This is a genomic window from Mycobacterium sp. IDUB_28, from assembly GCF_055419285.1.
This window is the reverse complement of record NZ_JBVAXK010000010.1, coordinates 170,380-192,974: the sequence shown is the minus strand read 5'-3', so window position 1 is coordinate 192,974 and position 22,595 is coordinate 170,380. Positions and strand designations below refer to the sequence as shown.

The window sequence follows — 22,595 nt, the reverse complement described above, 5'->3', positions numbered from 1 at the left end:
TCACACCTCTTGCACTCAGGGTCACAGATTGGTAACGGCCGTTATCTGGGGACGGGGCCGCCCCTAGTTTCAGCTTCAGGTGATGACGCAGTGATGGGCTTACACAAATTGACCGCCGGCGACGGCTATCTCTATTTGATCCGCCAAGTCGCCGCCTCTGACGCCACCGAGCGTGGCCGCCCCACCCTGGCGCAGTACTACACCGAAAAGGGGGAATCCCCGGGTCGGTGGATGGGCCGCGGCCTAGCGGCACTGGCCACGCCGCTGGCCCGCTACGCCTGTGATCCGCTGGTCGCCAAATACTGGGGCGTGCAGGCTGGCTCGCAGGTCAGCGAAGAGCAGATGAAGGCGCTCTTCGGTGAGGGCCTGCACCCCAACGCCGCACAGATCACCCGTCTTCTGACCACCCTGGGCGCCGGTGCGGCCGGGGCCAGTATGGCCGCGCGGCTGGGCAGGCCGTTTCATGTTCACGGCACCGAAAACCGTTTCCTGACCCGGTTGCGCGAGACCTACCGCGACTACAACCTCACCATCGGCGCCGAGGTCTCGGCCAATATCGACCCGGACATCCGGGCGCGGCTGCGCACCGCCGTCGGGCAGGAATTGTTCGCCGAAACCTACGCTCGCCCACCGGCGGACGCGCGGGAACTGTCCGGGTTCATCGCCGCCAATTCCCGTTCGGCATCCACCGCGGTGGCCGGCTATGACCTCACCTTCACCCCGGTCAAATCGGTCTCCACACTGTGGGCTATCGGGGCACCGCCGATCGCCGCCGCGATCGAGGACTGCCACCGCCAGGCGGTGGAGGAGACCCTGCAATTCCTGGAAGCCAACGCCGCGTTCTCCCGTATGGGAGCCGGTGGCATCGCCCAGGTCGACACCACCGGTTTGATTGTGGCCGCCTTCGATCACCGCGACTCCCGGGCCGGGGACCCCAACCTGCACACCCACGCCGCCCTCAGCAACAAGGTCCACGTCATCGGCCCCGACGGGATAGGGCGCTGGCGGGCGCTGGACGGCGCCACTCTGCACCGCGCCGCGGTCGCGGCCTCGGAGTTCTACAACACCCGCATCGAAGCGTTGCTGGTCGACAAACTACGTGTTCGGTTCGTCGAGTCACCACGTAAACGGGGTAAGCGTCCGGTCCGTGAAATCGACGGCATCCCCGCCGAATTGAACGAGAAATACTCCTCACGCAGCGCCGCGATCGACCACCGGGTGGGCGAGCTGGCCAAAGGATTCCACACCGAACACGGCCGCGAACCCACCGCGGTGGAGTTGCTCGCCCTGACCCAGCAAGCCACCCTGGAAACCCGGCAAGCCAAACACGAACCCCGCTGTCTGGCCGAGCAGCGCCACACCTGGCGCGTGCAGGCTGTGGAGGTCCTGGGCAGCCAGCGCGCGCTGAGCAACATGGTCGCCGCGGTCACCAATCACGCACCGGCACACCAGGTCCCCGTCACGGAGACCTGGGTGTACCAGCGGGCTGCTCGCGTCATCGACACTGTCTGCGAGCACCGGGCCACCTGGACCATCAACCATGTCCGCGCCGAAGCCCACCGCCAGCTGCGCTACGCCGATCACCCCGGCGGACCCGAGCTGGTTGACCGCATCGTCACCGCCGCACTCGACGGGCACAGTCTGGCGTTGACCAGCCACGCCGACACCGACAAAAACGAACCCGCCGCACTGCGCCGCGCCGCCGGCGCCAGTGTCTATACCCGCCACGACTGCACCCTCTACACCAGCGAAGCCATCCTGGCCGCTGAGCGGCGCATCCTGGCCGCCGCCGACCGCACCGACGGCCGTGTCGTCGACGCCGACAGCATCGGCCTGGCGCTGCTGGAAGCCCACGCCAACACCGGCCTATCCCTCAACGACGGACAAATCGCACTGCTCCGCGAAATGGCCACCTCCGGGGCGCGGGTCCAGCTCGCGCTCGCCCCGGCCGGCACCGGAAAAACCGCCGCCATGGCCGCACTGGCCGCAGCGTGGCGTACCAGTGGTGGCACCGTGATCGGCCTGGCCCCCACCGCCGGAGCGGCCGAAGTCCTCGCCGAAGACCTCGGTTCGACCACCGACACCCTCGCCAAACTGGTGCAGCTCATAGGCGCCGGAAGCGGATCACCGGCCCCAGCTGATGATCCGGCGCGACAGTGGTTCGACCGCATCGATTCTGCAACCCTGCTCATCGTCGACGAGGCCGGTATGGCCTCCACCGCCGACCTGGACACCCTCATCACCCATGCCCTGGCGTGCGGTTCCAGCGTGCGCCTGATCGGCGATGATCAGCAGTTGGCGTCGATCTCCGCCGGCGGCGTGCTGCGGGATCTGGCCGACCGCTACAACACGGTCACCTTGAGCACCGTCGTGCGCTTCACCCACGCCGAAACCGGGAAGGCCGAGGCCGCTGCCAGCCTGGCGATCCGCAACGGTGACCCCTCCGGGATCGGCTTTTACATCGACCATCACCGGGTGCATGTCGGAGCCGATCAACACGCTGCCGACATGGCCTACGACGCGTGGGCGGCTGACCGCGCCACCGGGCGCGACTCCATCCTGTTGGCTCCCACCAACGAGCTGGTCGCCCACCTCAACGAACGTGCCCGACTGGACCGTCTCACCGCCGCCGGCGCCGACGCGAGCGCACCCGCAGCCGCAGCGACCGTCACGTTGGCCGACGGCTTGACCGCCTCAGCCGGCGACACTATCGCCACCCGCAAGAATGCCCGCTGGATACGGACCACCAGCCGCGGCGGCTGGGTCAAAAACGGGCACCGCTGGACCATTCGCACCGTGCACGACGACGGCTCGTTGACCGTCGTCCCGCTGCGCGGAGCGGCCACCCCGGTACGGCTACCCGCCCGCTACGTCACCACCAACACGACCCTGGGCTACGCCTCGACCATCAACGCCGCCCAAGGCATGACCGCGGGCGGCCGCGACGTCGAAGGCACCTGCCACACCGTCATTTCCGATCGGCTGACCCGCCAGCAGTTCTACGTCGCCGGCACCCGTGGTTGCACCGAAAACCATTTCTACGGATCCACCGCCGAATCCGACCCGCACCGCATCCTGGCGCCCAAAGCCACCCACCCCCCGACCGCTGTCGACGTCCTCACGACCATCCTGGGCCGCGACGGCGCACAAATCTCCGCTCACACCGCCGCCGCACTCGACGCCGACCCGTTCACCCGGTTACACCAAGCGGCCGCGATGTATGCCGATGCGCTGTCCGCGGGCGCCGAACACCGCGCCGGCGCCACCGTCATGGCCGCCATCGACGAGGCCGCCGCCAGCCTCGGAACCCGCGTCACCGATGCCCCGGCCTGGCCGGTGCTGCGCCGCAACCTGGCCCTGCTCGCCCTACACGGTGCTGACCCCGTCGCCGCCCTACATGACGCCGCGGCCACCGGACTCGGTGATGCTGCCGATCCTGCCGCCGTACTGGACTGGCGCCTGCCTATCTGCGGTGAATCGGTTGCGCCACAACCTGCCCCGCTGCACTGGCTGAACCCCATACCGGCGGTCCTGAGTAGCGATGACATGTGGGGTCCGTGCCTGCGCGCGCGGGCTGAACTGGTGACCGAACTCGCCGACGCGGTGCGTGAGAGTGCCCGCGGGTGGGAGCAACGCAGCGCCCCGGCGTGGGCGCGTCCGCTGCTCGGTCAGCGCAACCGTCTGATGGCCGAAATTGCGGTGTTCCGGGCCGCCCACGGCGTTGATCCCGCCGACACCCGCATCACCGGCCCCGAACAACACCCCAACCGCTCCAAGGTGTTTCAGCACCTGATCCATGCCCGCCTCGACGCGGCCCTAACTCGCGCCAACACCGACGCCGCCCGCTGGCGCCAGCTCGCCGAAAACCACGACCGAAATATCACCGCGGATCCGTTCTGGCCGCGTCTGGCCACCCACTTCAACGACGCCGCCCAGGCCGGCGCCGACATCGACACGTTGCTGCGCGACGCCCTGGCCGCGTACGGCCCACTCCCGTCCGAGATGCCCGCGGCCGCCCTGTGGTGGCGCCTGGCCGGCACGCTGGCCCCGCCCTCTTTGGATCGCGCCGACACCGCGCTGCGACCGGCCTGGGCCCCGCAGCTGCACGGCCTGTTCGGCACGGTCGTCGCCGAAGCGATCATCACCGACCACGCCTGGCCCGCACTGGTCGCTGCGGTCACCGCCTCGGACTGGCCCCCGGCTGATCTGCTCGCCGCCGCCGCGGAACACCTGCGCGACATCCACGCCGAAAAGCCTTTGCGCCCCGACCAGTACGCGCGCCTGCTGACCTACCGCGTCGAGCTGCTCACCCACCACGCCGCCACCCTCGACCCCGATATCCCGCACCCCGCCGAGGCCCCCCACAGCCCTGCGGCCGCCGGCCAGCTCGACTTCGACACCACCGGCGACTACGGCCTCGAGGAGGACCTGGGCGAGCCGCCACCCGACCCCACCGACTACCCCTACAGCTTCGCCGAGCAGGACCTCGCCGGCCTGGACTTCGACGACCTCCCTCACCACCGGCCACTGGGTGCTGCGCGCGCCGAGAACACTGATATCCCGGCGTTGCGCGCGGACCGCGACGCCGCCTACCGCCACCTGCGCCATCTGGAAAAAGCCATCCTGGGCGGGGCCGGTGGACCCGCCGAACACGCCGCCGCCGACGAGCTCGCCGACCTGCGCCGCCGCCACCACCAGCAGCGGCCCCTGCACCAGGCCTTGGCCCACGCCCACACCCGGTGGGTGCACGCCGAAGACGCCGCCGCGCTGCACGCCACGCTGCTCGACCAGCTCGACGCGGCGATCACCGCGGCGACCGGCCGCGCCGATGACGCTGCCGTCGCCCGCTACCGTGCTCACCGCGACCAGGTCACCGGAAACACCGAGCGCATCAACGCTGCGCTGCACACCGCACGCGCCCGCCTCGATGACGCCCACACCGCCCTGCTGGACGCCGCTGGCGGCCCCGCAGCCATCGTCACCGAACACCACATCCAGACTCGCCGCGCCGAGGTCATGGCCACCGACACCGCCACCCTCAATGAGGCCCGCGGTGCGGCCCGCGCCCTGGATGAACAGCTCTGCCGGGCTGAAGCCGCGGCGGCCCGCGCTCTGGCGCAGCGCCCCACCCGCGCCTACGATCTGGCCGCCGACCTCGACGCGCTGCGCGCCGAGGTCGCTTTCCTGCAGGCCGCCAGCACCGTCAGCCCCGCAGCCCTGTACTACCCATCCGAGACCGCGCTCGCTGATCTCGACGGCACCCACCGCCGCGTCGTTACCGCGATCACCGCCAACATCCACACCGTGCAAGCACTGCACCTACACCCCGGCGCCGACAAGCACGGTGCACTGGCCGCGCTCGTGGCAACCGCACACGACCAAAAGCACCGGGTGCTCGCCCTGACCGCCAGCCCGGCGGCCCGCGACTACGCCGCCCAACACCGCTACGCCGATGCCGGCGGCCACATCGACAGCGCCCGCACCACCCTCGGTAACCGCCCCCTGAAACTGCCTCTGGGCAGTCTGATCGTCGTCGACGACGCCGACCACCTCAGCACCGACAACCTGCACTGGCTCACCGCGGCCGCCACCGCCACCAACACCAAACTCATCCTCATCACCACCGGTGACCACCACCGCCGACCCGCCCGCGCTCTGATCGCCGCGCTGCACCACAACTCCACCGCCGCCCACCACCTCGGCACCCCCGAACCCGACCCGGACCCGGCCCCGCGCACCGCCATCGAACGCGCCGAACACCACCTCGCCACCACCAGCGCAACCAGCACCGCCCGCGACCAAGGCGTCGAATTACTACGCCAGCGCACCCAGATCGTCGACCGCCTGCGCGACATCGCTGACGCCGCCGCCCACATCGACAACCTCACCACCCCAGACCGCCACATCGACCGCGGCTACGGCATCGACCTCTGACCAAGAACGTGCCATGAAGTCCCCTCAAAGGCGACCGCCACCAGGGGGCGGGCGATACGATTCCGGGTCATGCTGACCCAGCCGCTAGTGCCTTCACGGCCGTGCGGTCCGGCGCCCTGCCATGCGTCGATCAACGCCCCCAACCGCGAGCCCGCCCCGGGTGCCGAGGCAGCCGGTAGCCGGACAGATCAACCGCTGCAGTGCCCCCATGGACATCGCCGATGACCCGTACGGCCGGCCCCTCCGAACCCGCGGAAACGCCTTTCGTGGACCGGTTGTCCGAGCGGTGGGCGCTGATATTCGACCACAGCAGCGATGCGTTCGAGCTCCGCCAGCACCTGCACGGCAATTGCACGCCCCACAGGCACGTCCAAGTCGCGCGCGTGCACTGTCGGCGGGCTTGCGGCCCCGATGGCCACGGCGATATCCCGGTGCACATCTATGAACCGCTGAGCACTCACACCGCGCCGGGAGCCAACTCCCGTCCCGCGCTGATCGTCTACTTTCACGGCGGCGGTTTCGTCCTGCGTGACTCCGTGTCACGTGATGCCGATTGTCGTCGCCTGGCCAACGGCGTCGGTGCGGTCGTCGTGGCGGTCGACTACCGCCTGGCCCCCCAGAACCCCTTTCCCGCCGCGCTCGAGGACGCCTGGGCAGCGACCCGACGGGTAGCCGACATCGCCGAGCAGATCGGCTGCGATCCGCACCGGGTGGCGGTAGCCGGAGAAGGCGCCGGCGCCAACCTCGCGATCGGTGTGTGCCTGCTGGCCCGCGACCGCAACGGACCACCCATCGCCTTCCAACTCCTGATCTGTCCCCTCGTCGACCAGCGCCACCCACCCGCGCCCGCCCCCACCCCGCCGCAGGCGGCGGTCGTCACCGCCCAACACCTGCACTGGTTCAGCGACCAATATCTCGCCGGCGAGCAGGACCGGCTCAATCCGCTGGCCTCACCGTTGCTTGCCGAGCTGAGCACACTGCCGCCCGCGCATCTGGTTCTCGCTTATGCCGACCCGCAGCGCGCCGCCGGTGAACAGTTCGCCCGCCAGCTGCGCGCCGCCGGCGTGCCGACTACCGCGCGCTGCTACCCGGGCATGTTTCACGGCTTCTACAACCTGGCCGATCAACTCGACACCGCACACCGCGCCAACACCGATGTTCACACCATCCTGCGCGACGCTCTCAACAACCCAAACCCGGTGACCCGCACATTGTTATGTTGACCCCCGATAGCGAGGCAAGACAAGGCCGCGTTCGGTTGACACAATGTTGCACACGCAAACCCCCGTAGCCGAGGAGGACCACATGCCCAAAGGTGACATCACCACCTACAACGAAGACGGGGTGTGGAAGTCGAAAGTGGAGGGCAGCCGCCGCGCCGCCCACACCGGCGGCACCAAAGCCGAGCAGACCGCGATCGGCCGAAAAATGGCGCAGGACCGCAAGGTTGAGCACACCATCCGCAACCTCGACGGAACGATCCGCCAGAGGAACTCCTACGGCAACGACCCCAACCCGCCGCGCGGCTAACGGCCACGCCGCGTTGCTGGAACCTCTCCCTCCCCGGCCGGCCGACTCCCCTGCGCCGGCTGACTGGTTGAGCGCCCGCGTGGATCTGTGGGGCCCGCACTGGGTCACCAACGTCGTAGGCCCCGGATTCGAGGCCTACGCCCGGCTCTTCCACCCTCTCGACGACTACCCGGGGGCGCTGCGCTGGGCCGACATCGCCCGGTTCAACAACCGCATCATGCACCCCTCAGCGCAGTGGGCACACATCAGTGCACCCGCCCCGTTCACCACCGAGCACGCCCAGCGAGGCCGTGGGCACCCGGGCGAGCCGCGCTGGGGACACCTGAGCCCCCGCGCGCTCGGCGCGCTGTGCACGGTCCTGGCCCGCCACACCGCCAACCCGCAGCACTGTTTTTTCGCGGTCTGGCAAGGATGCGGGGCACTGCATGCCGGCAGCGGCGTGACACTGACCGCCTACCGCCCCGTCAACGGCGTGCTGCCTGACCTGTCACCACCGCCGCTCGCGCCGGCGCACTGGAAACTTGACCTGACCGGTCCCACCTTCACCCTGCCCGGCCGCGACCGCTACTACCTGTTCGAAGGTGCTGCCGAGCAGGCCGTCCACATCGGCCGTTGGGACAACGCAGCATTCTTCACCGCCCAGTCACCGCACTTCATGTGGCCGGCCGACCATACCTGGTGTGTGGCCACCGAGATCGATGACGACTCCACCATCATCGGCGGCACCACCGCGCTGATCAACGAGCTGTGCGCCTCCGCAGCGATCGAAGTCCTGCCGATCGCCCCCGACGCGCCCTTCGACGACACCCTTAACCCTTGACGACTCATCCGTCGATGGCCGCAACACCCACGCTCATCGTCACCACGCCGTGCAGGACAACGTAGAGCAACCACAGAGCTATCACCGCGGCGGCGATCAACCCACTCAGCCAGGGGAACCTGCGTGCGTCGTTCATCATAATCCTTTGCCTCGCAGTACACATCGATCCGAGTACACCATCGGGCGCCCTCCCGCGCGGCTTCCGGCGCTGCGCCTTGACCCGCGCGGTCGTGGCGGGTGCACGGGCTGGCGCGCAATCCTCACCGCAGCGGTGAGGTCTGACTCACCGTGGGCCACTTCGGACGGCGAGCCCTGCACCGCCGCGCGGTGCACATCGTGGATGCTGATGGCGCCCTGCCATCCGTCCCGATACCAGCCACAGCACCACGGCGCACTGCCGCCGTGGGTTGGACAGCCCTGCCGATACCGCGCCGCGGCCGACAGCAACGACGACGGCGCGGGGGCGGCCAGCGCGAACGCGGCACTGCGGTGATCGTCGTTGCGCCACGCTGCGCCGACATGTTCGCCGCAATCGCTGAGGACAAACGCCAAATCGTCAATCTCACTATCGCCCAATGTGTTACGCGGATTACGGGTGGAGTGCCGGTCAACGTCGCCGACCTCGACGACCACCGCCGGGCGGTTATCGAACCCTTCCGGGGCGAAGCGCAGTCTGCGGTTACCGACAGAGTTCAACGTCTGCCCGTGCGGGCAGATCAGCGCTCCGGCGGGTTGTTCGGTGTCCAGCAGCCACCGCAGTCCGATCAGCAGCAGCGGCAGATGCTCCGTGGCCTGCGCAGGTGTGCCGGTGTGCGGGCAGGTCATGGTTGCCGTCGGTAGGCCGCAGTGAACACCTCGGGCTTGCAGGGCCAGGCCGCCCCGCCCGAGAGCAGCACGACGTAGTCGCCCAGATCGGCCCGTACGTCACCGATCGGCGTCGGAATCAGCAGATAGCCCGGCTCGTCGGCGCCGGTGATCGGATTGACCCCGGCCGGAAAACAGCACCGGTCAGCAAGTCCCAGCCATTCGACGATGGTCGCTGCGGACGCCGAGGTCAATTGAAGCGCTTCGGCTTCGACGGTCGCGATATACCGCTGCGGCTTGATGGTCTCTGCCCCGACGAGCGCGCCCAAGCCGGCGTCACCGATTGTCTCTGTTCTATCGTTCACGACATCCCTCCGTGTTGATCAAAATCCCCGCCGCGACAACACAGCTACGCGCACCGGCGGGCCCCGCAGATCTGTCCCGAGGGCATCGGCCATGTCGTCAGTTCGTTCTCACCAGCGCCGATGCAGCTGAAAACCAGCGTCAACACCACAACCACCAGGGCGTCGACGGCGACGACCCACATGGCCTCTCCCGCAACAGCAGTGGATGTGGCCGCAGCGGCGCCGACGCGGGTGCTCATTGCCGTTGTCCGTGCTGTGCAGGAGGCCGCGCACTCTGTGTCAGCTCCCAGTGGGCCAGCCGGCCCGGCTGGTCATGCACGCGGCGTACTGCGCCGTGGCGTTGCAGGACCAGTAGCGCCCGGTAGACCTCTTCGGCCACCACCGGCCGCACGCGGTCGCCGGCTCGTTGGCTCAGCGCGATACGCGCCGCGCTGGTCGTCATAGGCTCGTGCGTGGCGGCCAGGACCTCGATCAGTGCTGCGCGCAGCTGGGTCGCGTTCACCGCTGCCCCGCCTGTTTAGCGCGCCGATGCCGCGCTACCGCCCATTCCCACGGTGTTTGTGGTTTATCCGCTGGGGCAATGCTTTTAAGCAAGGTGCCCACGGCGTGGTCGTAGCGGCGCACAAATTCGGGCCAGTCCGGTAGTTCGGTGGCGATGCCGGCGGTGCCGCGGTGCAGCAACCGTGCGTGGCCGAGGTTTTGCGGGAGCAACCTGCGGTAGTCCAGACTCGGGCCCAGGTGCGAGGACAGGGTTTTGGCGCCGCTGGCCTGATCGAAGGATTCTTGGCGGCGGGTGGTTTCGCGTGACCACTGTTCGGCGCGTTGCAGCATCTCCATCTCATCGGCCCCGTACATGATCAGTGCCGCGGGGAAGGTGGCGCGCAGCTCGCGGGCGTAGGCACTGCCGTAGACGGTGTCGAACTGACACGAGGCCTGCACCGAGAGCAGCAGATTCACCCCCAGGCCGCGGCCTTCGGAGACGTGTCGGCGCAGCGCGGGCATGGGGGCGACGTTGGCGGCCTCGTCGACGGTGATCAACAGCCGGTGCAGCATCTCTTTGCGCGCGGTTTTGCCGCGCCAGCGGCGCACCAGATGCTCGAGCAAGGTCACGGCGGCGCCGGCGATCGCGCCTTCGGCCGGGGCGAGGATGAACAGCGTGGCATCAGGCTGATCGAGGAAGGTGTCATCGAAACAAGACCCGGTGTTGCCGCGCAGCGCCAGGCGCATCCACGGCGTGACCGCTTTGCGCATGGTCAGCGCGATGCTATCGCGCATGCGCACATCCATATCCAGCGTGCGCTTCAACCCGTTGCGCAGCAGCGGGAGGTCCTCGACCTGGCGGGCGGCGGCGTGCCAGCCCGGCTCATTGGGGTTCTTGTCGTCTTTTTCCATGTTGTCGGTGGCCAGCAGCACCCAGCTGATGCCCTTGCCGTTGCCGCACGGTGAGGCCGCGTAGAGCATCGCCGCCAGGGGGGCTTCGGTGTTGTTTTCCCAGATCCCGCCATCGGAGACCTGATCGATGCCCGAGCCGGTACCGACCGCGGCCATCTGCATCATCGTGTTGCCGAGCGTCACCGCCTCATCGGGTGTGGTGATCAGCGCGGTCGGATCAAACGAGCGCACCTGCACATCCGGGGGGTAGGACGGGGAGTAGTCCGGGCGTAGATCGATGACTTGTTTTGGCCCCCAACGGCGTTGGCACACCAACCACATCAGGTCGTCTTTGGAGGACACGCAGACCGCCGGACCGCCCCACAGCACGGCGGCCGGGGCCAGCACGGCGCGGGTCTTTCCGGACTCGGTGGGCGCAGACACCAGATGGTGTGCCGCGCCGGCGGCCAGGGACAGTTTGTTGCTGTCGGAGTGGCGGTGAAACCCGCAATACGGCGAGGGTGAGCGCGCCATCACTGCCTGCGCCGTGGTGGGCTGGGGTCACCGGGCGGGTCGTCGGGGTCGGTCGGGAAGATCCCGGGCCCGGTCATGTCGTCGGGTCCGGTGAACCCAAAATCGATCTCCTCGGCTTCCTCGGCCGGGCTCATCGGCCACCAGTCCCGGGCCCCGTCGACAGCCAGCCAGCCTTCGGCGATGCCGTAGAGCCCGGCAATGAGCAGTACGGCCGGGATCTGGGCGGCCAGCCACGGCGCCAGCACCGCCGAGGACAACGACTCCCCCGGCTCATAGATCAGCGGCATCGGGGCACCGATAAGCGCCGCCGCCCACAGCAACGCCGCCACCGGGTAGGACCGCAGCTCGTCGGGGATTAGCTGCACGATGGCTGTGGATACGGCCTTACCGACCGGCCATCCGATCGGGGCCACTACCGCACCGGTCATCAAAATAGCCCAATCCAGCATTGCGTACGGTGTTTTTACCGGCCGCACATACCACGGATGAATAACGTCATCATCGGCAGTATCGACACGGGCGCCGGTACGTTTTGTATCGCGGTCCCTAATTTGACGCGCCAACAATTCGGCGCGCCTTTTCTGGAATATAAATGTCCGTTGGTTACGGGCGATCCACTTGCGGCGGATCTCGTCGAACCTGTCAGCGGGAACGGTCATCGTGGCCGCCCTCCGCGGTGGGTACAGGTTCAGTGTAAAAGGCGCTCAGCCTTAACGCGACATCGTCGAGGAACTTTTTCAACTCCATCGCATACCGCCCCACCAGGTAGCGTTCGCTATCGGCCAACGCCGCCTCCATGCCAGCAGAACACGAGTTGACCAGGTCCGATACCCGCACCGCGGGGCTAGCGCCGGCCATGATGGCTTCCGCGGAGCCTTCTTGCCAGCCCAGGGCGAAGTCCAGTTGCGCCAACGTGCGCGGCGCAAACAGGCCCTCGCGCAGCCGCGCTTTGCGCAGCGTCGAGGGGGCTGGGCCGCCGGCGGCAGCCAGGTCCTGGCGGGTCCATCGCAGCTGTGCCAGACGGTCCTCCAGAAAAAACATCAACCGCTCGATCCCGTCGGCAGGTATTGCTTTCACAGAAAGACCGTAACAACCCGACAAAGTATTTCGCTACAACTGTCGAATATGAGTTAGTGCATCCCTTAGGCTGAGCCAAGAAGAAAGGGATACGGCCGATGGTGCGCAATGTTCTAAGGGGTGTCGGTTTCGCCACGATGTGCGGATGCCGTCTGGGGCTTCGCGTCCTGCGCATCGCCCCACGAAAGTTTGCTGTAGCAACAGTGATCGCCTCGGCGTGCGCCGAGACGATGCCGATCGGGCACCGGCGATGACCGCGCCATCCACCGACGACGATGTCCACTTCGTGGGCCGGTCTCAAGACTTCCTCAGTGATCTTGAGGTTGACGACTCCGGAGTCGGTGTCCTGGCGCACCCTGACGATCCCGGGGTCCTCGACCCGCCCGACATCGACGACGCCGGACCCGGCGAGGACCCCGGTGACCAGACTCCGACCGGCTTTGCAGACTCGGGTGCGACGCCGCGCGGTTCATCGCCCACCGGTACCGGCGCAACCACCCACACGGGGCACGACCACGTCGATGATCTGCCGCAGGAAAGCGATTCCAGCACAGTCGATCTGGCCCCCGTCGATCTGGATTCACCCGAGCCCGACAACGACATCGACACCGACAGCGACCCCAACAAAAGGGACGCCGACGCAGACGCGGCGCCCGACGCGCTCGACACCCCCGACGCGCGCGCGGCGCAGCCCACCGGCGACGACCTCGCGGTGAGCGACACCCAAGACACCGCGGCCCCGGCTGCGGCGCGTTACAACAAGAAGATCGCCGCCGGCTTCGTCGGGGCCACCGCGGTCGCGGCCCTGGTCGCCAGCGGAGCGCTGATGGCCATGCGCACCGAGCCGCACGTCGCCGCGACCGGCCAGGCCGGCGGGCCCACCACCCACCTCAGTGTCGTTGCCGCCCCCACCACCACCGCCGGGGCCGGCGAGCATGACGCGACGATCCCGTTTACGGCGACCTCGGTGGGCTGCCTTCCCGGGTCCACGGCCGCCCAGGCCGCGGCCAGCCCTGACCCCACCCAGGCCTGGGTGTGCGTGACCGGCGGCAACGCCGGCGAATTCGTCGTGCTCAACCTCGGGCGCAGCATGCTCATCACCGCCGTCTCGCTGACGCCGGGCTGGGTCGGCGCCGACAGTTCCGGGGTTGACCAGTGGCACCAACACCGTGTGGCCACCCGCGTGCAATGGAGCTTTAACGACAGCCCACCCACCGCGATCTCCCACGACACCGGCAGCGTGCATGGCGAAGCCACCAAAGCCCTGCCCGAGCCCGGCGTGCTGGCCTCCCGCGTCATCCTGCTCATCCAGGAAACCGGCCGCGCTCCCGCCGACGCCGCCCCCACCACCAGCCCCGCACCCGGTTCCGGCGGACTGTTCGGCGATGTCCTCGGCCCGGCCGCTACCGAGCCGCCACCGACGGGCAGTCCCGCCGTCCTCCCCGGCTTCACCGGCGAGCCCGCCCGCACCGACCCCGCCGACAACTCGTTTGCCATCTCCTCGATCAAGATCTTCGGCCACCCGCCCCAATAGGAAGGCTCACCGCCATGCTGACCAATACTTGGCGTCAACGACTCGAGGCCGGCGGCACCGGCGTGCGCCGCGCCGTGGCTGCCGTGGGCTTGAGCGCCTGCAGCGTCGTGGCCCTCTCCACCATCTGGGGCTGGATCACCGACGACCCGATCGACGTCGACGGGCCCGCCCGCAGCGCGGTCAACCGCACCGCCCTGGTCGGCTCCTACGCCCAGGACTGCGTGACCCGCTGGCTCACCGCCACCGCCGCCCGCCAGCAGTCCCTGCACGACTGCTGGTCCCTGCACGAACCGCTGCGCCTGCCCACCACCCCGGCCGTCCTCGTCAGCTCCCCCGCGGTCTCGGCGGTCACCCTGGTCAGCGACAACGACACCACCCAGCAATGGAGCGTGGTCATCACCGTGGCCGAACGGCCCTTCGAAGCCGCCACACCCCACACCACCTACTACCGGCTGCCCGTCCTCTACACCCGCTACGGAGTGCGGGCCAGCGCCCTTCCCGCCCGCATCAACGGCCCCGGCGTCGGCGCGGACGCACCCCTGGGCTACCCCAGCGCCCTGGCCGCGACCTCCCCGGCCTTCGTCACCATCAGCGGTTTTCTGACCAGCTTCCTCACCGCCGCGCCAGGGCTGGAACGCTACGTCACCCCCGACTCCGGACTTCTGGCCGCCGCGGACTACCGCTCGGCCCAAGTCACCAAACTCGTTGCCAACCACTCCGCACCCGAGGACACCGTGCCCGCCGATGGCACCACCTTGCACGTGCTGGCCACCGTCAGCGCCGTCACCGCCCAATTCGCCCCCGTGCAACTCGACTACCCGATCGCGCTGAAAGTCACCGCCGGCCGCTGGAGCGTCACCGGCCTGGATTACGCACCGCTGCTCGCCGCCGACGCCGAACTGACCCCCGTCATCCCCACCGCGGCGGCCGCCGCGCCGCGCTAAGACGACCCAATTCCCCACCCACGAAAGGAAATCGACCAATGTTTCTCGCTACCACCACCCCGACCCTGCTGGCGGCCACCGACCTGGTCTCTGGCAGCCACTCGCTCTACACCATCGGTGTCGGCGTCCTGGTCATCTTGATCCTGCTCGCCGGGGGCACCCGCGCCGCCGGCGCCTTCTTCGGCGGACGCATCGGCGAAACCGTCGCCTGGGCCCTGGTCGCCGTCGTCGTCGCCGTCGTCGTGGGCTCGGGCTACGCCATCTACACCTCGGCCAAACGCACCACCGACCGCACCGGCATCACCACCGGCCAATTCGGCCAGTAAACCCGCGGCCCCTACCCAACACCCGACACGTATCCCGGCGTTCGGCGGACCGCTGGGCCCCGCCCAGCACACCGCACCCGGCAGGAGTCTTCCCGTGACCGAATCAGCGCAGCTGTTCAAAGGTGTACACGACATCCCCGTGTACACCAACATCTTGTTCAACAAACCGCTGCGGCTGCCGGTGGCCATCAGCCTCTACGGCGGCGCCGTGCTGACCGTGGCGCTCACCGTAGCCATGCTCGACACCGGGCACGCCCGCGCCACCCTGATCGGCGGGGCACTGATCACCGCCACGGCCGCCGGTGGCGCCGCACTGGTACCGCGCGGGCGGCCCAGCCTGGGTTTTCGCCTGCACAGCCTGTGGCGCACCGTGTGCCCGCGCCAAGCCACAAGCACCGGCGACCCGCTGCTGGCCCCCCCGCACACCGTCATCGGCAACCTCAGCTTCACCCGCCACGGCGTCTACGCCCACTACCTGCTGTCCGGCCTGCCCTACTACCTGCAATCGACCAAACGCCGCACCGGCGTCGCTGACCGCCACCAAACCCTGGCCCGCGAAATCCCCGCCGGCACATGGATCTACGGCCTGTCGGTGCCCCAAAGCCAACGCCAGCTGCTGCGCGCCATGCTCGCCGGGCACCGCGACAAACCGCACTGGATCACCGCCTGCCAACAGATGGCGCCCGTCCTCGCCGACCAACACCCCCGCACCCGCATCTTCTGGCTGGCCATCCCCGTCGATGCCGGCCGCGCCGGGCACAGCCCCATGGGGCACGCCGCCAAACTGCGCGACTGGGCGATCGGACGTGACAAAGACTCTGACAACTCGGTGGCCGCCTACCAGCGCGTGGCCCACGACGTCATCACCGCCCTGCCCGAAGAATTCACCCCCCTGCCGGCCACTGAAGATATGAGCAACTGGTTCTGGCGGCACAACGCCTGGCGCGGGGTGTTCGACAACCCCATGCCGCGCCACCACCACGCAATCAGTCGCCTCGAGGGCACCACACTTCCGAAGGCCGTCTTCGACACCGGCGACCAATACCACCACCGTGGCCGCCCACTTCCGCTGCACCTGGGCGCGGCGATCCTGGGTGTGGCCACCGCGGTCTGCGCAATGGCTGGACTGCCCGCACTGGCCGCGATCACCGCCCCCGTGGCCCTGGCCGCCGCCGGCGCCTGGGCCGCTGGTGTTCGCCGCATCCCGTCGACGGTGAAAACCCTGCGCGTCGCCAGCCCCGATGGCCTCTACCGCGACAGCTACCAAGCCATCCTGCCGGTCGTCGACATGCCCATAGCCGGCATCGTGTTCCCCGGATCAGAATTCCTGCAAGCCCTCGACGACCTGGACACCGGTGCGGTCTTCGACTTCGCCGTCAATCTCGTCACGCTCAGCCGCGAAATGGAATCGGTGCGCAACGACCGCGCCAAAGGCAACCTCGACGACCAGTTCACCCAGCGCCGCGACGTCGCCAACGGCGACGCTCAACTGCTCACCACCGCAAACCAACTCGCCGAATACCGCCGCCAGCTCGATGCCAACATCGACGAACGGCCCCTGCAAGCCGCCTTCCTGATCGCCGTCGGCGCCCCCGACCAAGCCACCCTGGACTACAGCGTCAAACGGCTGCGCGAAGAACTCACCGGCTCCGGTCAAATCGCCATCCGCCACTACCGCGGCGCCCAAACCCGGCTATGGGCCGCCTTCAACCCCGGCGTACCCCACCACAAAACCGGCGCCGACCAGTTCAGCGAACCCACCACCACCGGCAAATGGTCACGCTTCGTGCCGATCACCTCTTCGATGGTCGGCAACAGCGCCGGAATGCTGCTCGGATTCACCCGGCACAACGCGATGGGCAGCGCGGTCCTGCTTGACCTGCCCGGCACCGCGCGCCGCAACCGCAACCCGTGCCTGGTCTGCAGCGGCGCCCTGGGCTACGGCAAATCCTATGCCGCCAAACGCATCACCCGCGCCGAAATCCAGCGCGGTGCACAAGCATTCATCATTGACCCCGGCACCGAATGGGAAAGAGCCCTCGCCGACGTCCCCAACAAAGCCGTCATCGACATGGCCGGGGATCAGTTCAGCTGCGACCCGCTGCGCACCTTCCCAGACCATGTTGCCGGCGCCTACTGGCTGGACTACATGATCCCGATGATGAGCCTGGACCCCCGCAGCGTCGCCGTGCGCCGCCTGCGCACCCTGCTGGCCCCCGGCGCCCGAGGGCGCCTCGACATCACCAGCACCGCCGCCCTGATGACCTATCTCGCGGCCATCGCCCCACCCGAGGGCGCCGACACCCGCCTACCAGCAGTCGTCACACTGGCCCAAGACTTGGCCCCCGTCCTGGCCGCCCTGCAATCCTGGGCCACCTACGACTTCACCCGCGCCATCTTCGATGACACCCTGCCCGTGCCCGACCTGACCGCCCTGGATGTCACGGTGTGGCTCACCGGCAGCCTGGACCTACCCACCGCCGAGGAAATGAACACCCCCCACCTGGCCGCCAACCTGTCAGACCGCAAGCGGGCCTCGGTCGCCATCTACGGCATGCTGGTGCGCCTGGCGCGGGTCACGTTCTTCGCCGACCCGCAACGCTTCGGGCTCATCGTCCTCGAGGAAGCCGCCGGTCTGCTCAACAGCCGCGCCGGCGCCGACGACGCCCACCTGATCAGCCGCCGGGCTCGCAAGCACTACACCGGGTTGCTGATCATCACCCAGAACCCCATCAAAGACCTCGCCCTGATGGGCGACGAATTCATCACCCAACAACTGATCATGCCGTTCGAAAACGACGACCTCGCACGACAAGTCGCCGGCAAAGTCGGCATCCGCGCCGACGACTACGGCGACATCGAAGAATTCTTCCTCGCCCAACCCTCCGCCCACGAAATGCGCGACCCCACGGCCTTCGACAACCACGACGAGAACACCACCGCCGGCGACGCCCATCGCGGCCAGCGACAAGGCTACGGATTCTTCGTCGACGAATTCCGCCGCAAATCCCCCATCTGGGTCGCCAGCGAACCCGACCCCGGCGTGCACCGCGCCTACGACACCACCCCAGGTCAAGCCGCATGAACACCACACCCGCCGCACCGATCACCGTCGCCGGGCGCGCCGCCGAATACCTCGGCTACCAGCTGGCCACCCGGCCCCGGCTGCGCCGCGCGGCCACCGTGTGGTTCACCCTGCACTGGCTGGCCAGCTGGTCGGTGGCGGCCGCGCCGCCGGCCGCCGCCTCCACCATCGGCGGAGCCCTGAACTGGACCGGCATCACCGACAGCTACGGCGTGCCCGTCGGCAACTACTACCTGTCGGTCGTCTCCACCAGCGAAGCGATCACCAAAGCCGGCCCCGGCCTGTCCGCCGACCCGTCCAGCTGGGCGCGCTGGCTAGCCAACGCGCTCAACACCGGCCTGACCCACGAAGCCGTCGCCGAACTGCTCTGCGCCCAAGCCGCCGCCTACATCTTTATGATCACCCTCGCGCTGTGGCTGATGCGCTTCGCCATGTCCAACACCTGGCTTTACTGGCTGACCACCTGGCTGCGCCCGATGTTCGAAACACTGCGCACCATCCTGGCCGACCTGTGGGTCTTCCCCATCTGTTTGACCCTGGGCCTTGGGGTGGGCGCCTACCACCTGCTCTGGCACGGCCGCAAAGGGTTCGGCGCCGGAATCATGTTGTCCACCGTCGCCATCGGCGTCCTGGGAATCATCCTCATCGGCGACCCACTCTCCGACCTCTACCGCGAAGACGGGCTGCTGGCCCAAGGACGCAACCTCGGCTTCACCGTCGCCCAAGTAGGTCTGAACAACGGCGCCATCACCCCCGGCGGCGGCGGAGCCCAACTGCACCACCTCACCGGGCTCATCGCCGATGCCACCGTGCGAATGCCGTTGCAGCTGATGAACTTCGGCGAACCCATCGACAACATCGGCAACTGCGGCCAGGCCTACACCGCCGCGATGCTCACCCCGCACGACCCCAGCGACCTCGCCGGCCCCGCGCACGCCATGACCCGGTGCGGAGCACCACAGGCGCTGAGCTTCGCCCAACACCTCGACGGCTCCAACCTCGCACTGGGCATGTTCTACGGCCTGCTGGGCTTCATCTTCACCCTGTTCATCTGCTACGTCACCTACAGCTACGTCATGGCCTGCTGCGCAGCCCTGCTCAACGCCCTGCTCTCCGTCATCGCCGCCGGGCCCGCCATGATCCACGGCGCACCCCGCCGCCGCGCCACCCGCCGACTCACCCTGTTCTTCAAACACGCCGCCCTGCTGTTCGCCTACACCCTCTACATCTCCGTAGCGGCACTGATCGTCCTGAAAATGGCCGCCCGCGGCGGCTACGCCGACCAAGTCGGCATGACCCATCCCCTGGCCCGGCTCATCATGCTCGCGCTGTTCTCCGCCGCCGCCATCGGCGCCTTCCGTTGGCTCAAACACCAACTCGGAGACCACACCCGCCACGAACTCACCCACACCCTGACCGAACTGGCCCGCCACGGTCGCGACGGCTACCAATGCGGCCGCGACACCTACGACCGCGGCCGCGACCTAAACGCTCGCGCGCCCTGGAACACCAACAACACCTCCGACGGCGACCCCGGCAAACCCCGCACCGGCACCCCCGCAGGCGGCCGCCCTCCCGGCGGCCGACCCCCCACACGCGGGCGCGGACGCAGACCCAACCCGCCGACCCCACCACACGGTCCAACCCCCACCGCCGCCCCCCCAGCCACCACATCCGCGGCCCGAAGCGCTACCGCCGCGGCCCGCACCGCCAGCGCCGGCAGCACGACCGCACGCGTCGCCGCAACCGCGGCCACCGCAGGCGAAGCCGCCGCCACCGTGGCCGCCCCCGAAGTCGTCGCCGGCGCGGCCGTCGCCGCCCACGTCGCGCGCAAACTGCACCGACCGAATGGCCAGCCCAACCCCGGCCAGCCCCGCCCCGCGGCAGCACGCGCTGCGCCGCGCCAACCCAAATTCCAGCCGCCACCCGCAAACGGACGCCACCCCAGACCCATCCCGCCGCCCGCGGCGGCAACCCCCAATAACGCGGAGCAATCCCGCAGCGCACCGAATGGGCCCGGACCCGACCAGGCTCCGGTCAAAGGTCGCTGAGATACGATCCGGTGCTTGGAGGACGAGGTGGCCACGGACTGGTACCCCAACGACCCGAATCCGACTTTCGGTGAGTATGCCGATATCTGGCTGTCCAGGCGCGCTCTCCAACGCGCCACTCGCGCCAACTACCGCCGGCTCCTCGACAGGTATGTGCTGCCCACGTTCGGCACCACCCGCCTTCGCGACATCACGCCCCGCGCAGTCCAAGCCTGGTACGACACCACAACGCTGGCGACACCAACGGTCCGCACCAAGGCCTACTCGGTGCTTCGCTCGATCTTGCGTACCGCCGCGGCCGCGGAAATCATTCAGACGAATCCCTGTCAAATCACCAACGCCGCCTCGCACCCCGACCCGCACACGCACCTCATCACCGGCGCCGAAATCGCGGCCATCACCGCGGCAATGCCTGAGGCGTACCAGCTGGTAATCCTGATGGCCGCATGGCTGGCCATGCCTTTCAGCGAGCTGCGTGAACTGCGCCGCAAAGACATCGATCTCGCGCGGCGCGTCGTCCGCGTGCGGCGCGCCGTCGCGCGCACCCACAGCGGCACTTATATTGCGACAACGCCCACAAGCCCCCAAGGCATCAGAGACATTGCCATCCCCGCTCACCTACTGCCGACGATCACCGCGCATCTGCGCACTCACGTTCACGCATGGCCCGAGTCGCTGCTGTTTCCCTGCGTCCACGACCGCGACGAATACCTGCCAGTCTCCAAGCTTGATTCGATGTTCCACCTAGCCCGCACCAGCGTCGGCCGCCCAGGCCTGCGGGTGCGCGATTTATACCAATCCGCCACGTTGGACGACCATTGACCCGTTCCCATGGACCCTGAGGGGCACGCGGGCCGCCGTCTCAGTCGCTCCGCTTTTCCGATACCGCCGCCCGTAACCCTTCGGCAAGATCCTGCGCGGTCAACTCGCGTAACCGTTGCAGCTGCTCATCAGTGACGTCGAGGTCCTCGGCGGCCAGCAGCTCATCGAGTTCGGCGTTGTCCAGGCGGTCGTTGCGGTGATCGCGCGCCTTTTCCACGAGTTTGCGCACGAATCCGGCATTACCGAGTACGTCGATGCCGCGGATGAGATCACCGTCCTCGGTGAGCTTTTCGTCGGTGTAGAACCGTTCGAAGTCGCCGCGCAGGACCTCGACCGCCGCGTCGGTAGTAGTGTCGTCGTCCTCGGCGACCATCAGTTTGGTCAGTTCGACCAACTCGGGCGGGGTGTAGCTGTGGAACTCGATCACCGCCCTGGCCCTCTAGCGTGTACTGCGAGGCCTTCTCGGCGTCGCGGGCGATCTCCGCGTCGACCCGGTTCCGGGCGCTGGCGGGGTCCCACGGATCGGTGCGTGCCTCGATGGTTTCGGGGTCGGTCAGCACCAGCCGCCGGGTAAGGTCGTCCATCGTCTCGCGGGCGGGCGCGAACTTCGGGTCGCGTGAATACACCCGGCGCAGCAGCTGTGAGGCTTCGTCCTCGCGGCCCACATGGCGCAGGCACATCGCCTGGGTGTAGAGCACCACCGTGGCTGCGGCGGGCACCCGGTCCTCGGCGGCAGCCTGTTGTCCGCGCCGAAAGGCGTCCTCGAACACCCCCAGAGATGCCAGCGCCGTGGTGGCCATCGCGGTGGCCGCGCACTCGTATGCCGGGAGCATCCACCGTTTTCGACCGGGAATAGGTGCAGCACATCGGTCCAGCGCTGGGTGCGAAAGTACAGCAACCCCGCCACATAGGTGTGGGTGTTCGCCTCGAACGGATCGGCCGGTACCCGTGCCGCGCTGAGCAGCTCATCGGCCTGGCCGTAGTGCTGGGCACCGATCAGCGCGGCGGCGTAGGCGCAGCGCAGCGAGAACACCTAAGACACCGCAGCTGCAGGAACAGCCCTCGAAGACCGCCGGCCGGAAATCAGGCCCCCAGCACACCGAGGCGGCGCACCTCCCAGCCGAAGGTTTCCGCGGCCGCCCACGCCCCGGCCAGCACGTCGAGGCTGTCCTCACCGGCCAGCCGTCGGCCCAGCCAGCCGTCACAAATGCCGGGGTCGGCCTGGGTCGCGGACCGGAACATCTCCGCGGCCACCGTCGCGTTATGGCTGGGCACCAACCCGCCGACGGCGATACCGGAGGCCAGCAGCCCGCGGCGAAAAGCGTTGCGCGCCGCCGTCTCTGACTCAGTCGCTGTCATCGGGGGCTCCCGCGGGGGTATGGGGGCATGGTGATGTGG

Annotated in this window: 18 protein-coding genes and 1 pseudogene; 10 read left to right on the top strand and 9 right to left on the bottom strand. The window is 68.5% G+C overall.

The window, feature by feature from the left end:
- The first annotated feature begins 93 nt into the window (after window positions 1–93).
- The 4 genes from mobF (at window position 94) to ACZYZ9_RS20875 (ending at window position 8,284) form a co-directional block, all read left to right on the top strand.
- A complete protein-coding gene (mobF, locus tag ACZYZ9_RS20890; RefSeq protein WP_463828173.1) occupies window positions 94–5,934 on the top strand; it encodes a MobF family relaxase in 5,841 nt (1,946 codons plus the stop codon).
- Between the two features lie 221 nt (window positions 5,935–6,155).
- Window positions 6,156–7,157, top strand: coding sequence for an alpha/beta hydrolase (locus tag ACZYZ9_RS20885; protein WP_463828172.1), 1,002 nt, complete (start codon window positions 6,156–6,158; stop codon window positions 7,155–7,157).
- Window positions 7,158–7,239: 82 nt separating this feature from the next.
- Window positions 7,240–7,464: a DUF2188 domain-containing protein gene (locus ACZYZ9_RS20880; protein WP_463828171.1), complete on the top strand. Its 225-nt coding sequence runs from the start codon at window positions 7,240–7,242 to the stop codon at window positions 7,462–7,464.
- A 79-nt stretch (window positions 7,465–7,543) separates the two neighbouring features.
- A complete protein-coding gene (locus tag ACZYZ9_RS20875; RefSeq protein ID WP_463828170.1) occupies window positions 7,544–8,284 on the top strand; it encodes a hypothetical protein in 741 nt (246 codons plus the stop codon).
- 4 nt (window positions 8,285–8,288) lie between these two features.
- Here the strand turns inward: ACZYZ9_RS20875 and ACZYZ9_RS20870 are convergent, their stop codons facing one another.
- From ACZYZ9_RS20870 to ACZYZ9_RS20835, 8 genes are all read right to left on the bottom strand, one after another.
- Window positions 8,289–8,420, bottom strand: a complete 132-nt coding sequence (locus ACZYZ9_RS20870; protein ID WP_306255950.1) for a hypothetical protein — start codon at window positions 8,418–8,420, stop codon at window positions 8,289–8,291.
- Entirely contained in the window at window positions 8,420–9,109 is a 690-nt protein-coding gene (locus ACZYZ9_RS20865; protein ID WP_463828169.1) for a hypothetical protein, read from the bottom strand. Before ACZYZ9_RS20865 ends, ACZYZ9_RS20870 begins: the two co-directional genes overlap by 1 nt.
- Entirely contained in the window at window positions 9,106–9,453 is a 348-nt protein-coding gene (locus ACZYZ9_RS20860) for a hypothetical protein (RefSeq protein WP_463828168.1), read from the bottom strand. Before ACZYZ9_RS20860 ends, ACZYZ9_RS20865 begins: the two co-directional genes overlap by 4 nt.
- Before the next feature lie 44 nt (window positions 9,454–9,497).
- Window positions 9,498–9,692: a hypothetical protein gene (locus ACZYZ9_RS20855; RefSeq protein WP_463828167.1), complete on the bottom strand. Its 195-nt coding sequence runs from the start codon at window positions 9,690–9,692 to the stop codon at window positions 9,498–9,500.
- Window positions 9,689–9,955 carry a hypothetical protein gene (locus ACZYZ9_RS20850; RefSeq protein ID WP_463828166.1) on the bottom strand — a complete coding sequence of 89 codons (267 nt, stop codon included), beginning with the start codon at window positions 9,953–9,955 and terminating at the stop codon, window positions 9,689–9,691. Before ACZYZ9_RS20850 ends, ACZYZ9_RS20855 begins: the two co-directional genes overlap by 4 nt.
- A complete protein-coding gene (locus ACZYZ9_RS20845) occupies window positions 9,952–11,358 on the bottom strand; it encodes a type IV secretory system conjugative DNA transfer family protein (protein WP_463828165.1) in 1,407 nt (468 codons plus the stop codon). Before ACZYZ9_RS20845 ends, ACZYZ9_RS20850 begins: the two co-directional genes overlap by 4 nt.
- On the bottom strand, window positions 11,358–11,786 hold the full coding sequence (locus ACZYZ9_RS20840; RefSeq protein ID WP_463828164.1) for a hypothetical protein: 429 nt from the start codon (window positions 11,784–11,786) through the stop codon (window positions 11,358–11,360). Before ACZYZ9_RS20840 ends, ACZYZ9_RS20845 begins: the two co-directional genes overlap by 1 nt.
- A 214-nt stretch (window positions 11,787–12,000) precedes the next feature.
- On the bottom strand, window positions 12,001–12,435 hold the full coding sequence (locus tag ACZYZ9_RS20835) for a hypothetical protein (RefSeq protein ID WP_463828163.1): 435 nt from the start codon (window positions 12,433–12,435) through the stop codon (window positions 12,001–12,003).
- Between the two features lie 250 nt (window positions 12,436–12,685).
- On the opposite strand from ACZYZ9_RS20835, the gene ACZYZ9_RS20830 reads away from it, so the two are divergent.
- From ACZYZ9_RS20830 to ACZYZ9_RS20805, 6 genes are all read left to right on the top strand, one after another.
- Complete coding sequence (locus ACZYZ9_RS20830; protein WP_463828162.1) at window positions 12,686–13,969, top strand: hypothetical protein; 1,284 nt, start codon at window positions 12,686–12,688, stop codon at window positions 13,967–13,969.
- A gap of 14 nt (window positions 13,970–13,983) precedes the next feature.
- Window positions 13,984–14,913 (top strand): conjugal transfer protein, encoded by a 930-nt coding sequence (locus tag ACZYZ9_RS20825; protein ID WP_463828161.1) that lies wholly within the window; start codon window positions 13,984–13,986, stop codon window positions 14,911–14,913.
- A 38-nt stretch (window positions 14,914–14,951) separates the two neighbouring features.
- Window positions 14,952–15,239: a hypothetical protein gene (locus ACZYZ9_RS20820; RefSeq protein WP_054585968.1), complete on the top strand. Its 288-nt coding sequence runs from the start codon at window positions 14,952–14,954 to the stop codon at window positions 15,237–15,239.
- Window positions 15,240–15,333: 94 nt separating this feature from the next.
- Entirely contained in the window at window positions 15,334–18,324 is a 2,991-nt protein-coding gene (locus tag ACZYZ9_RS20815) for an ATP-binding protein (protein ID WP_463828160.1), read from the top strand.
- A complete protein-coding gene (locus tag ACZYZ9_RS20810) occupies window positions 18,321–20,375 on the top strand; it encodes a hypothetical protein (RefSeq protein ID WP_463828159.1) in 2,055 nt (684 codons plus the stop codon). Before ACZYZ9_RS20815 ends, ACZYZ9_RS20810 begins: the two co-directional genes overlap by 4 nt.
- Before the next feature lie 15 nt (window positions 20,376–20,390).
- A complete protein-coding gene (locus tag ACZYZ9_RS20805) occupies window positions 20,391–21,197 on the top strand; it encodes a tyrosine-type recombinase/integrase (protein WP_463828158.1) in 807 nt (268 codons plus the stop codon).
- Between the two features lie 40 nt (window positions 21,198–21,237).
- Here the strand turns inward: ACZYZ9_RS20805 and ACZYZ9_RS20800 are convergent.
- Window positions 21,238–22,556, bottom strand: a pseudogene (locus ACZYZ9_RS20800) (EccA family type VII secretion system protein).
- Window positions 22,557–22,595 lie beyond the last annotated feature (39 nt).